Here is a 12,713-nt window from a genome sequence, read left to right on the forward strand (position 1 = left end):
AGTCTCTACTTCCGGAGCTGTGCCCTTTGTACGTTGTCCCAAAGGCGTGTCAAACTATGATTTTATACGATTTATCGTACAAGAAACTTCGAAAACTGGTAGAACGAGCTAATTTGTACGAAAAAACATACAATCGCCTCGTTAATCCCTCAGATACACCAATCTTTATACGAAAAATCGTACAACTGCCCCGATATTATTACCGAATGCATAATTCTTGTACGAAATTCCGTATAAAACTCCGCCTCACTAGCTTCAATCTAGCCTTAGCTCTCATGAGTTCCGCTTCATTACACCTTATACGCCACGCCCCGTTCCTTACTGCTTATATCTTACTGCTTGTCCCTACTCCTTACCTTGCCACCTGCATGTTACTGCTTATGTGTTACTGCTTAAATTTTACCGTTCATACTTTACTACTTGCACCTTACGCCCTGCGCCTTACAGCTCATATCTTACGTCATACCCTAGGGGCATTAAATCAGGCTCTTACTTTTTCTTCTTGCGGACAAAGGCAGCTGTAGCGTTCCCGCTCCTGCTCTTGCCTTTGCCGCCGCCCTTCTTCTTGCGGGGCTTGTCTCCACTCTCGCTGGATGCGGGCGCACCTCCGATAAAAATCCCGCTCTCCGACGTCTTCTTCTTCCGCCGACGCTCACCCGAGCCTGAACCGGCCCCGTCGCGCTCACCGCCACCGGAGCGGTAGCCTCCGCTATCGCGGCTCAGCGAAGCCGGCCCGGCCGCGTATCCGCCCTTGCCGGAGCCAAACCCGAAGCTCACCGCCGGCGCAGCACCGCCGCTGCCGGACGACTCGCTTCGGCGGGCGCTGCGGCCTGTCCCGCTGGCGCCAGCTCCGCTCTTCCCGCCGCGGCCCTTCTTGCCGCCTTTGCCGCCGCGTTCACGCTCCCGCTCGCGGGTGCGTCCGCCGCCGGCACCGCCTTCGCCGCGCTTCCAGGCCGGCGCGCCGCTTCCGCGCCCGTCGCCGCTGCCCTCGTCGCGGCGCCGCGGCTTCATGTCGACCAACTCGAAATCAATCGTATGGTCGTCCATGTTCACCCGGGCAACGCGGATCTTCACCTCGTCGCCAATCCGGAAGATCCGCGACGACCGCTCGCCGATCAGGGCCATATGCTGCTCATGGAAGTGGTAGTAATCGTCTGTCAGCCCGCTCAGACGAATCAATCCCTCCACCGTGTTCTCCAGCTCAATGAACATCCCGAAGCTTGTCACGCTGCTGATAATGCCCGGGAACTCTGCCCCGACCTTATCCAGCATGTATTCCGCCTTCTTGAGCTGTTCCGTATCGCGCTCCGCCTCCACGGCGACCCGCTCCCGCTCGGAGGACTGCTGGGCGATGTCCTGCATCCGGCTGGCCAGATACTCCAGCCGTCCCTCAGGCAGTCCGTCTCCAGCTTCAATGACCTCGCGGATCACGCGGTGAATGACCAGATCCGGGTAACGCCGGATCGGGGAGGTAAAGTGCGTGTAGAACTCCGCCGCCAGCCCGAAGTGGCCGGTGCTCTCGGCATCGTACTTGGCTTGTCTCATCGAACGGAGCATCATCGTGCTGATTACGGTCTGCTCCTTCGTGCCCTGAATATCCTCCAGCAGCGACTGAAGCGCCCGCGGATGCACCTTGTTGCCTTTGCCCTTCACCGTGTAGCCGAAGTTGGCGACAAAAGCCATAAAGTTCATCAGCTTCTCTTGATCCGGGTCCTCGTGAATTCGGTATATAAACGGCACCTTCAGCCAGTGGAAATGCTCCGCCACCGTCTCATTGGCCGCCAGCATGAACTCCTCGATAATTTGTTCTGCAATCGAACGCTCCCGTTTGATAATATCAATCGGCTTGCCTTCCTCGTCTACGATCACCTTGGACTCCTGGAAGTCAAAGTCCACCGCACCGCGCTTCATCCGCTTGCCGCGCAACCGAAGCGCGACCTCGCGCATTAGCTTAAAGGTATCTACTAACTCACTGTACCGCTCTGTCACTTCGGGATCTTCATCCTCCAGGATTTTGCGGACATTCGTATACGTCATCCGTTCCTTGGTCCGAATCACACTGGTGAAAATATCATGCTTCACCACCTTCATCTGCTCATCAAATTCCATCTCGCAGGACAGGGTGAACCGGTCCACCTTCGGATTAAGCGAGCAAATGCCGTTCGACAGCCGGTGCGGCAGCATCGGGATAACCCGGTCTACCAGATAGACACTGCAGCCCCGATTGTAAGCCTCCTGGTCCAGCCGTGAATTTTCCGTTACATAATAGCCGACATCGGCAATATGGACACCAAGCTGGACATTCCCGTTGGGCAGCAGCTCTACATGCACCGCATCGTCCAGATCCTTCGCATCCTCACCGTCAATGGTCACAATCACCTTGTCCCGCAAATCTCGCCGTCCCGACGAGACAATCTCGGCCTCGTCGATGCGCTCGGGCGCAACCTGCGCCTCAGCCATGACGTCCTCAGGGAACGCCTCCGGCAGTTGATGCTTGCGGATGATCGAGAGAATATCGACCCCCGGATCATCCTTATGGCCGAGGATCTCGATCACTCGACCCTCTGCCGCCGACCGGCCCTCCGGGTAGTTGACGATATGGGCGACGACCTTCTCGCCGTCAACCGCGCCGCCGAACCCTTCCTGCGGCACAAAAATATCCCGGTTAATCCGTTTATCATCCGGAATTACGAAGCCATACGTCTCATGATGCTGGAATACCCCGACGATCTGCGTAACCGCCCGGTTCACGATCCGCACCACTTCGCCCTCCAGCTTGCCGCCGCCGCTGCTTCGCGTGCTGACACGCACCAGCACCGTATCTCCGTTCATGGCGCTTAACAGGTCATTCGCATGAATGTACACATCCGGATGCTCCCGGTCCTCCGGAATCAGGAACGCGAACCCTTTGGCATGCGCCTGCAGCCGGCCTTTGACCAGATCCATCCGCTCAGGCACACCGTACCGGTTCGTGCGGGTCAGAATGATTTTTCCGTCTTGTTCCAATGCATTAAGTAATTTTAGGAAGTCCTTGAATTCTGCCGCCGTCTGGATTTGAAAATGCTCCTCCAGCTCCTGATATGTCATCGGCTTGTACGCCGTCTCCCGCATAAATGCGAGCAATTCCGTCTCTTTAATCATTCCATCACCTCGGCCGGCCTCTCTGCCGGCAATCAAATTATTTCCATGATTTACCCTTCATGTATATACCCTAGTATACACGAAATCAACCCATAGCATCCCTATTCCGGCACAAGCCCATCAAATGCAAAAAAGTCCCGCTCCCCAAGGAACGAGACTTCCATTCGTTATATCAAATGATGAATTGCCATTACAGACCCTGTACAATCGCAACGACGATTGCCAGAATGAAGAATCCGACAGCCAGTCCAACGGTTACCCGTTCCAGGACCAGTTCCATGCCGCGTGCTTTCGACTTGCCGAAAAGATGCTCAGCACCGCCGGAGATGGCACCGGAAAGACCCGCGCTCTTCCCCTTTTGCAGCAGAACCACCGCAATCAGACCGATAGAGAAAATAATGAGCAGTACTTCCAAAAAGATATCCATTCAATCCACCTCCTAAGTGAGAACACTTCACACATTACAAAAACAGCAATTTTATTTTATCACAACGAAAAGTGAATAACAAGCTATTCCTCCAGCTTCTCACGCTGCAAAAACATCCGAGTCCGTTCACGCTGCGGATTTCCGAAGAGCTGCTCCGGCGTCCCGGCCTCAGCGATCTCTCCCTTATCCATAAAGAAGACCCGATCGGCCACCTCGCGGGCAAAGCCCATCTCATGCGTAACGATGATCATGGTCATATTCTCCTGGGCAAGCTGCTTAATCACCCTCAGTACCTCGCCGGTCAGCTCGGGATCGAGCGCTGATGTCGGTTCGTCGAAGAGCAGAATATCCGGCTGCATCATCAGGGCGCGGGCAATCGCCACACGCTGCTTCTGTCCGCCCGACAGATTGGCAGGATACACGTCCGCTTTATCCAGCAGCCCCACCTTATCCAGCAGTTCCATGCTCCGTTTGCGGATTCCTGCGGCGGTGTCCTTTTTCAGCGTCTTCGGTGCCAGCTCCAGGTTCGCCCGTACGGTCAAGTGCGGAAACAGGTTAAAGTGCTGGAACACCATCCCCATCCGGTCGGTAAGCGTGCGAATGTCCTTCCCGGAAGCATAGCGGCCTTCCTCAACCAAGCCCTGTCCCAGAATGCGAATCGTCCCGCCTGTAACTTCCTCCAAATGAATCAGGCTCCGGAGCATCGTACTCTTGCCTGATCCGGAAGGGCCAATCACAGCAACTACCTCGCCCGCCTGAATGTCAAAGGAGACCTCCTTCAACACCTCCAGCGCGTCGAATGATTTTTTCAATTGTTTCACTTCAATAATATGGGTCATGTCCAGACAGTCCTTTTATGAGGGTGGGCTTCACTTGAATGAATAACGCTTTTCCAGCGCCTTGAAAGCAATCGTCAGAACCAGCGTCATCAGCAGATACACAATCGCCGCCAGAAAGAACGGAATAAGCCGCATATCCCGATTCACCGCCGTCTGGGCAAAATAAAGCAGCTCAGGCACAGCGACCGCATACAGCAATGCCGTATCCTTAACCAGAGTGATCGCCTCGTTCGCCGTGGTCGGCAGCACCACCCGGATCATTTGCGGCACAATCACCTTCGTCATCGTCTGCCACTTGCTAAGCCCAAGTACCTGCGCCGCCTCTTGCTGTCCCTTGTCGATCGAGAGCAGCCCGCCCCGGAAAATCTCTGCGAAATAGGCCGCATAGTTCAGCACAAAGGCAATAGCCGCTGATATAAAACGATCAAAGACCAGGTACTCCCCGATAACCGGGAGGAGCGGCAGGCCGAAGCAGAAGAACAGCACTTGCAGCAACAGCGGCGTACCGCGCATCACGTACACATACGTATGGGCCAGCCAGGCCAGCGGCTTCACCCGGCTGCGCATCAGCAGCGTCACGCCGAAGCCGAGCGGCACCGACAGCACGATCACGGCCAGAAACATCAAGACCGTAGTCTGCGCCCCCTTCAGCATCGGCGGCAATACAGTAAAAATATAATCCCAGCTCATGGACAATCCCCTCTATTCTATCGGCCGTGCTCCAAACTATTTCAGCACTTTATCCTCGCCAAACCATTTCGTCGAAATCTCGGCTGCCGTTCCGTCCGCGTTCATCTCGTCCAGCGCCTTTTGCAGCTCGTCCAATAGAGCTTCATTGCCCTTCTTCACGCCTATACCGTATTGCTCAGGAGCAAGCGACTCGTCCAGCAGCTTGAAGGTTCCTTCTTCCTTGGACATATAATAACGCGCAACAACCTCGTCGATGATCACCGCATCCAGCCGCTTCGTTTTCAAATCGGTCAGTGCCAGAACGTTGTCCTTGAATTCGGAGGTGTTCACCTTCTCATGCAGCGGGCTTGCCGCCAGGGCATCCGCCGCAGACGATAGGGCCTGAAGTCCGATCTCCTTGCCCTCCAGCTCTGCCAAGGTTGTAATTGGAGATTCCGCCAAAGTGATGGCCACCTGACTATTCTCCAAATATGGCTTGGTGAACAGAACCTTTTCCTTTCGCTCATCCGTAATCGTATACCCGTTCCAGATCAGATCAATCCGTCCGCTATTCAACTCGGACTCCTTGGAAGACCAGTCGATCGGCTGGAAGGTAACTTGCTTTCCCATTTTTTCCGCAGCTGCCCGGGCATAATCAATGTCAAAGCCTACAATATTGTTCTTCTCGTCACGGAAGCCCATCGGAGCAAATTTATCATCAATACCGATTACAATTGCATCTCCGTTTTTATTCGCTGAACCGGAGCATCCCGCCAGCGCTACCATAACCAAGCCAAGCAACAGCAATCCCAATCCTAGTCTCTTTCTCATCCTAACCCCTCCATCTTCAATTCCAGCAGAAACGCTTTAGTTCGTTACCACGTTATCAGAGTTTATATCATATCACAGACTGGAGGAAGAGTCGATAGATTGCTAGATAAGCCGGGCCGATTTGAGCGTACGTTGTGAGCAACGTGTGAAGTGTTCCTTCAGATAAAAAAACTACGCCGCCAGCGGTTAGTTAATGCCTAACCACAGGGGCGCAGTTCCAGAATTTAACGTGCATGGAAGGAGGTTTTCTTCGAGATGACGGGCCGCGCTTCTCTTGACGCCGCACCTGTCCTGCTCGGTACACGCGCTCGTACATCATGGGCAGAGACAGCGATGCCAGCCGCCGCTATAAGCAGGAAGCCAAGGTAAACGATCAGGCCGTTCCAACCAAAATGACTGAGGAAGAAGCCGCCTGACATCCCGATCAGGCTGGAGCCGCCATAATAGAACAGCAGATAGATGGAAGAAGCTTGTGCCTTGATATTTTTCGAGGCAAGGATCCCCACCCAACCGCTAGCTACCGAATGTCCGGCGAAGAAGCCGAAGGCCACCAGAGCAACGCCGGCAATTTTGACCCATAGTCCACCGACCATCGTCAGAATCATGCCCGTGAGCAGCACTCCCATCGCCAGAGCAATGACGCTTCTCCGGGAATAGCGGTCGGTCAGCTTGCCGAACAGAATCGAGCTGGCGGTTCCGGCCAGGTTGACCACGAATAGGAAGCCAAATATGGTCTGGCTGAGGTTATAAGGAGCTTCCAACAATAGATAGCCGATGTAGTCGAGAATCGAAATATATACGCCCATCAGCAGGAAGCCGGTTAGATAGATACGCAGCAAATCCCGGTTCAGGAACGCTTGCTTCATGCTCGACAGCCACTGTGCGGCAGATTCCCGTTTGCGGGTGAAATTGCCCGACTCCGGAAGATTCCGCCAGAACCATAGGCTGAGCACCAAGTTGACTACTCCCAGCAGAATTAGGGCCGTCTTCCAGTTGGTCAAATCCGTCAGCGCTCCGACTACAACCCGTCCGATCAAACCGCCGAGTGAGGTCCCGGCTACATATACTCCGACCACCTTGCCAATGGATTCCGGCGAGAATTCCTCATTCAGGTAAGCCATCGCAATTGAAGGAAAGCCGGCAATACTGATGCCTTGCAGCAAACGCAATACAAGGAAGATGTAGTAGTTGTCTACAAAGGCCGAAGCGATTGCAAAGCCGGATGACAGCAGCAGCGACAGACTCATCATGCCCTTTCTCCCCCACAGGTTGGACAATCGGGAGACGAACAACAACGCAATTGCCAGCGCCATTGTCGTAATCGATATGGAGGCACTCGCAAGCGCTGGAGATATGCCGTACTCCTCCGTGAACAGGCTGATCAGCGGCTGAGGACTATACATCGTGGCAAAGGTCACGACACTCCCCAATAGCATGCCAATCGCTGCCCGATGATGCTGCTTGCTGCCTATTTGTATGTAACTCATGGTTGAAAGACTCCTTCGTAGGTTTCTCTTCTCGTTCTCCTGCTTGTTCTATGTCTCTGTCTTGTCTTTGTCTTGTCTTTGTCTTGTTACTATCTCTGTCTCTCTAGCTCCCTATCTTTCTATGACTCTTAAATCCTTCTTTCACTTATAGCGTGATGCTCATCGCAACTATTTTCACAAATCCAACATCCTCAAGTTTAAATCGGATATAATAATATCGTCCAATGAATAATTTACATTGTTTTCATAACCTTAATGTAATGAGAGGAAGAAGGGATATCAATGGAGTGGCAGCAGCTTGAATACTTCCAGACTACCGCTCAATTAGAACATATTACTCGGGCCGCAGAAGCCCTCTCCATCTCGCAGCCAGCCCTGAGCCGTTCCATTGCAAGACTGGAGCAGGAGCTGGGCGTGTCTCTATTTGAACGCAACGGACGGGCTATCGTGTTAAACCGCTACGGCAAAATGTTCTTGTTACGAGTGAACCGGATCATGAAGGAATATCAAGAAGGCATGCGGGAGATTGCAGAGCTTACCAGCCCGCAGTACGGAGAAGTGTCGCTGGGGTTTCTGCATACGCTGGGGCCTCAGCTTGTGCCTGAACTGATCCGCCAGTTCCGGGCCGAATATCCGCATATCCAGTTCCAGCTTCATCAGAGTAACACCCAGACCCTGCTGGACCGGATGATGAACGGAGATATCGACCTCTGTCTGACCTCCCTGCGTGAGCGGGATACCCCGCAGCAGATTCGCTGGGCATACCTGCGGAGCGAAGAATTGTTCGTGGCGGTTCCTGTGGGACATCAATTGGCTGAGCGAGGCGCGGTGCGTCTTGACGAGGTTGGTAATGAACCGATCGTTTCCTTTAAAATGGGCTACGGCTTGCGCAAAATCACGGATGAATTGTTCCAGCAAGCCGGGATTCAGCCCAAAGTGACCTTTGAAGGCGAGGAGGTCCATACCATTGCCGGGCTGGTCGCCTCCGGGCTTGGCGTTGCCGTCATCCCTGATTTCCAGGGGATCGACCGCTCGCAAGTATCGCTTCTTCCAGTGGAATGGCCGCTCTGCCGCCGCAACATCGGCATGGCGTGGACAGAGGGGCATTATCTCTCCCCTGCCGCTGAGCAGTTCCGGCAGTTTATCGTCCGGCATTTCGACACGATCAGCCTCTAAGATGAAATGATAGGTTGCTTCACCATTCGAGAAGTGAGTATGGACTTCAGGAATATCGGATCCCTCTTTGGGCGCAACCGATTCTCTCTGATCAGCCCTCTGCTGCTCGCTGGGATATTTTAGACTCGCAAACTACATCTTGGGCTTGCCAGTGGACGTCTTGAACTTGCCAACAAACATCAGGGACTTGCTAACGGACATTTTCGGCGCTTAGGATGCTCAAACAGCTCTGGTTCACTCAATTCTACTCTCTTAGGAGCCAAAATGTCCGTTACAATTCTGGCTCCCTCAAAGGTGAACCGTAAGGAGACGTAATGTCCGTTATCCGCTAGACCAAGTACTTTCTCCCAAAGTAAATGTACCGGATTGGGCTGCTTGCATTGCTCTAGGGTTACGGCTTGTATTGCATTGCTACTCACATTGCTTACCACTCCCATCACGCCCAATTCCATCCAAATAACAAAAAGAGACCTGATCACGGTTACCCGGAGCAGGTCTCTTTATTATCGAATCGATTAACGCTTCAAGTTGTAGAACGACTTCAAGCCGTTGTATTGAGCCAGTTCGCCCAGTTGATCCTCGATGCGGAGCAATTGGTTGTACTTCGCAATACGGTCTGTACGGGAAGGAGCACCGGTCTTGATTTGACCTGCGTTCGTCGCAACTGCGATGTCAGCGATGGTGCTGTCTTCGGATTCGCCGGAACGGTGGGAGATAACCGCAGTGTAGCCTGCACGCTTAGCCATTTCGATGGCGTCGAAGGTTTCAGTCAACGTACCGATTTGGTTAACCTTGATCAGGATCGAGTTACCGATACCGTCGTTGATGCCTTTTTCAAGACGCTCAGTGTTGGTTACGAACAGGTCGTCACCAACCAATTGGATCTTGTTGCCCAGCTTCTCGGTAAGGAGTTTCCAACCTTCCCAGTCGTCTTCGGAGCAGCCGTCTTCGATGGTGATGATTGGGTACTTGTCAACCCAAGAGGACAACAGATCAACGAATTCAGCAGGCGTGAAGGATTTGCCTTCGCCTTCCAGATGGTATTTACCGTCTTTGAAAAATTCGGTGGAAGCTACGTCCATACCCAGGAATACGTCAACGCCTGGCTTGTAGCCTGCTTTTTCAATAGCTTCCATGATGGAAGACAATGCATCTTCGTTGGAAGTGAAGTTAGGAGCAAAGCCGCCTTCGTCGCCTACAGCTGTGTTCAGGCCTTTTGCCTTCAGAACAGACTTCAGGTTGTGGAAGATTTCAGCGCCTACGCGAAGAGCTTCCTTAAATGTAGGAGCACCTACAGGCAGAACCATGAATTCTTGTACGTCAACGTTGTTGTCAGCGTGTGCGCCGCCGTTAACGATGTTCATCATTGGAACTGGAAGTTGTTTTGCGTTGAATCCGCCAAGGTATACATACAATGGCAGGTCAAGAGCGTCAGCAGCAGCACGGGCAACAGCCATCGATACAGCCAGGATCGCGTTAGCGCCGAGCTTGCCTTTGTTATGTGTTCCGTCCAAAGCGATCATCAGCTTATCGATGCCCAGTTGATCCAGAGCGTCCATGCCGATGACTTCCGGAGCGATGATTTCATTTACGTTCTCAACAGCCTTCAGAACGCCTTTGCCCAGGTAACGGGATTTGTCGTCGTCGCGAAGCTCTACAGCTTCGTGTGCGCCAGTGGAAGCGCCCGAAGGTACGATCGCACGGCCAAGTGCGCCGGACTCAAGATAAACTTCAACTTCTACAGTAGGGTTACCGCGGGAGTCAAGGACTTCGCGTGCGTATACGTCAGAAATAATAGTCATTGTATATTCTCCTTTGTTGTTTGAAATTAGGATTTGCGGCTAGCGATCATGGACTGCCCTGTCATCTCGGCAGGCTGCGGCAGACCCATCAGGTCAAGCAGCGTTGGAGCCACGTCAGCCAGAATACCGCTCTCACGCAGAATTACATTCTCGTCAGTTAAGATAAATGGAACCGGGTTGGTGGTATGCGCGGTAAACGGACGGCCTTGCTCATCGAATACCATATCCGCATTTCCGTGGTCGGCGATGATGATAGCAACGCCACCCTTTGCTTTCACGGCATCCACAACCTTGCCTACGCATTCATCTGTTACTTCAACCGCCTTCTTGGTTGGCTCCAGCATGCCGGAGTGCCCTACCATATCCGGGTTCGCAAAGTTCAGGATGATCGCGTCGTGCTTATCAGCCTCGATTTCCTTCACGCAAGCCTCAGCTACTTCATAGGCGCTCATCTCAGGCTTCAGGTCATAGGTTGCAACCTTCGGCGAGTTGATCAGGATACGAGTCTCGCCTGGAAGCTCAACATCGCGTCCGCCGCTGAAGAAGAAGGTAACGTGCGGATATTTCTCGGTCTCGGCAATACGCAGCTGCTTCTTGCCCTGTTGGACAAGCACTTCACCAAAGGTGTTATCCAGGTTCTTCGGCGCATAAGCTACAAATCCATCCACGGTCTCTGCGAACAGCGTCAGGCAGACGAAATGCAGATTTTGCGGGAAGCCCGGTCCACGGTCAAAGCCTTGGAAATCCTTATTGGTGAAGACATTGGACAATTGAATCGCACGGTCAGGACGGAAGTTCAGGAAGATCACGGAATCTTCCGATTCTACCAGACCGATTGGTTGATCATGTCCGTCCACGATAACCGTCGGCATCACGAATTCGTCAAACACCGACTTCTCGTACGACTCGGTTACAGCCGTAATCGGATCGGTATATTTCGGACCTTCGCCATACACCATCGCACGGTAAGACTTCTCTACACGTTCCCACCGCTTGTCGCGGTCCATCGCATAGTAGCGGCCTTGCACGGTGGCGATCTTGCCTACGCCGACCTCTTCAATCTTCTTGATCAGGCGTTCAATGTAGCCCTTTGCACTGTCCGGAGCCACGTCGCGTCCATCCAGGAAAGCATGGATATACACATCATGCATATCCTCCTTCTTGGCCAGATCGAGCATCGCGAACATATGGTCAATATGGCTGTGCACGCCGCCATCGGACAACAGTCCGTACAGGTGCAGCTTCTTGCCCTTCGCTTTGGCGCTGCGCACAGCAGCTACCAATGTCTCGTTCTGGAAGAACTCGCCGTCACGGATCGACTTGGAGATCCGGGTCAAGTCCTGATACACGATACGGCCTGCGCCGATGTTCAGGTGACCAACCTCCGAGTTGCCCATTTGGCCTTCCGGCAAGCCTACAGCTTCGCCGCAAGCAGTCAGTGTCGTATTCGGATACTCTTTCAGGTAACGGTCATAGTTCGGCTTGTTAGCCTGCGCAACCGCGTTGCCTTCCACGGTATTCCGAAGTCCGAAGCCGTCCATGATGATCAATGCTACTGGTTTTGGAGCGCTCATCTTACTTTGCCCCCTCAACCAATTGAATATAGGATGCCGGTTGCAGACTCGCGCCGCCCACAAGAGCGCCGTCGATATCGCTTTGGCCCATATATTCCTTCACATTCTCCGGCTTCACGCTGCCGCCGTATTGGATGCGAATCTTTGCAGCTACGTCCGCGCCGTACAAGCCTTCTACCAGACTGCGGATGTAAGAGATGACCTCGTTAGCATCCTCGGAAGTCGAGGATTTGCCCGTGCCGATCGCCCAGATTGGCTCATAAGCGATAACAACCTCTGCTGCTTGCTCAGCGGACAGGCCCTTCAGAGCCGCTTCGGTTTGAACCTTGACGACTTCCTTCGTTTGTCCGCCTTCACGCTCCTCCAGCTTCTCGCCTACGCAAGGGATTGGAGTCAGGCCATGCTTGAATGCGGCATGAACCTTTTTATTAACAATCTCGTCTGTCTCTGCAAAATAAGCCCGGCGCTCGGAATGCCCGATAATGACATAATCTACGCCCAGCTCCTTCAGCATTCCCCCGCTGATTTCGCCGGTGAATGCACCTTCATCTTCAAAATGCAGGTTCTGCGCGCCGATCTTGATCGACGTGCCTTTGGCAAGCTCTACCAAAGCCGGAAGGTTGGTGAATGGAGCGCAAATCACGCTCTCTACGCCGTCAACCTCCGCTTTACCTTTAATAGCCTCGAAGAAGGTCTTTGCTTCGGAAACGGTCTTGAACATCTTCCAGTTCCCGGCAATGATCGGTGTTCTCATGCAGCTCACTCCT

10 protein-coding genes are annotated in these 12,713 nt (G+C 53.3%); 1 reads left to right on the forward strand and 9 read right to left on the reverse strand.

Features of this window, described 5'->3' with window-relative positions:
* Positions 1-489: 489 nt before the first annotated feature.
* From rnr to KQJ23_RS01870, 6 genes are all read right to left on the reverse strand, one after another.
* A complete protein-coding gene (gene rnr, locus KQJ23_RS01845; protein WP_216476960.1) occupies positions 490-3,141 on the reverse strand; it encodes a ribonuclease R in 2,652 nt (883 codons plus the stop codon).
* Between the two features lie 190 nt (positions 3,142-3,331).
* Entirely contained in the window at positions 3,332-3,568 is a 237-nt protein-coding gene (gene secG, locus KQJ23_RS01850) for a preprotein translocase subunit SecG (protein WP_044480648.1), read from the reverse strand.
* Between the two features lie 83 nt (positions 3,569-3,651).
* On the reverse strand, positions 3,652-4,407 hold the full coding sequence (locus KQJ23_RS01855; protein WP_249529423.1) for an amino acid ABC transporter ATP-binding protein: 756 nt from the start codon (positions 4,405-4,407) through the stop codon (positions 3,652-3,654).
* Positions 4,408-4,437: 30 nt separating this feature from the next.
* Positions 4,438-5,097, reverse strand: coding sequence for an amino acid ABC transporter permease (locus KQJ23_RS01860; RefSeq protein WP_216476961.1), 660 nt, complete (start codon positions 5,095-5,097; stop codon positions 4,438-4,440).
* Between the two features lie 36 nt (positions 5,098-5,133).
* Entirely contained in the window at positions 5,134-5,907 is a 774-nt protein-coding gene (locus KQJ23_RS01865) for an amino acid ABC transporter substrate-binding protein (protein ID WP_216476962.1), read from the reverse strand.
* Positions 5,908-6,131: 224 nt separating this feature from the next.
* On the reverse strand, positions 6,132-7,394 hold the full coding sequence (locus tag KQJ23_RS01870; RefSeq protein WP_216476963.1) for an MFS transporter: 1,263 nt from the start codon (positions 7,392-7,394) through the stop codon (positions 6,132-6,134).
* A gap of 282 nt (positions 7,395-7,676) precedes the next feature.
* Here KQJ23_RS01870 and KQJ23_RS01875 point away from each other — a divergent pair, with 282 nt between their 5' ends.
* A complete protein-coding gene (locus KQJ23_RS01875) occupies positions 7,677-8,570 on the forward strand; it encodes a LysR family transcriptional regulator (RefSeq protein ID WP_216476964.1) in 894 nt (297 codons plus the stop codon).
* A 515-nt stretch (positions 8,571-9,085) separates the two neighbouring features.
* Here the strand turns inward: KQJ23_RS01875 and eno are convergent.
* Genes eno through tpiA form a run of 3 tightly spaced genes read right to left on the reverse strand, consistent with a single transcriptional unit; the run spans position 9,086 to position 12,700 of the window.
* A complete protein-coding gene (gene eno, locus KQJ23_RS01880; protein WP_216476965.1) occupies positions 9,086-10,372 on the reverse strand; it encodes a phosphopyruvate hydratase in 1,287 nt (428 codons plus the stop codon).
* A gap of 26 nt (positions 10,373-10,398) precedes the next feature.
* Positions 10,399-11,946, reverse strand: a complete 1,548-nt coding sequence (gpmI, locus tag KQJ23_RS01885) for a 2,3-bisphosphoglycerate-independent phosphoglycerate mutase (protein WP_216476966.1) — start codon at positions 11,944-11,946, stop codon at positions 10,399-10,401.
* Position 11,947: 1 nt separating this feature from the next.
* The gene (tpiA, locus tag KQJ23_RS01890; protein ID WP_216476967.1) at positions 11,948-12,700 is read right to left on the reverse strand and encodes a triose-phosphate isomerase; all 753 of its coding nucleotides are present in this window, start codon (positions 12,698-12,700) and stop codon (positions 11,948-11,950) included.
* Positions 12,701-12,713: the final 13 nt, after the last annotated feature.

Origin of the sequence: Paenibacillus brevis, assembly GCF_018919145.1 — a bacterium.
GTDB lineage: Bacteria > Bacillota > Bacilli > Paenibacillales > Paenibacillaceae > Fontibacillus > Fontibacillus brevis.

Bases quoted from the DNA above. Each gene is read 5' to 3' on its own strand.
- rnr (WP_216476960.1), bottom strand. From the start codon at position 3,141: ATGATTAAAGAGACGGAATTGCTCGCATTTATGCGGGAGACGGCGTAC.
- secG (WP_044480648.1), bottom strand. From the start codon at position 3,568: ATGGATATCTTTTTGGAAGTACTGCTCATTATTTTCTCTATCGGTCTG.
- KQJ23_RS01855 (WP_249529423.1), bottom strand. From the start codon at position 4,407: ATGACCCATATTATTGAAGTGAAACAATTGAAAAAATCATTCGACGCG.
- KQJ23_RS01860 (WP_216476961.1), bottom strand. From the start codon at position 5,097: ATGAGCTGGGATTATATTTTTACTGTATTGCCGCCGATGCTGAAGGGG.
- KQJ23_RS01865 (WP_216476962.1), bottom strand. From the start codon at position 5,907: ATGAGAAAGAGACTAGGATTGGGATTGCTGTTGCTTGGCTTGGTTATG.
- KQJ23_RS01870 (WP_216476963.1), bottom strand. From the start codon at position 7,394: ATGAGTTACATACAAATAGGCAGCAAGCAGCATCATCGGGCAGCGATT.
- KQJ23_RS01875 (WP_216476964.1), top strand. From the start codon at position 7,677: ATGGAGTGGCAGCAGCTTGAATACTTCCAGACTACCGCTCAATTAGAA.
- eno (WP_216476965.1), bottom strand. From the start codon at position 10,372: ATGACTATTATTTCTGACGTATACGCACGCGAAGTCCTTGACTCCCGC.
- gpmI (WP_216476966.1), bottom strand. From the start codon at position 11,946: ATGAGCGCTCCAAAACCAGTAGCATTGATCATCATGGACGGCTTCGGA.
- tpiA (WP_216476967.1), bottom strand. From the start codon at position 12,700: ATGAGAACACCGATCATTGCCGGGAACTGGAAGATGTTCAAGACCGTT.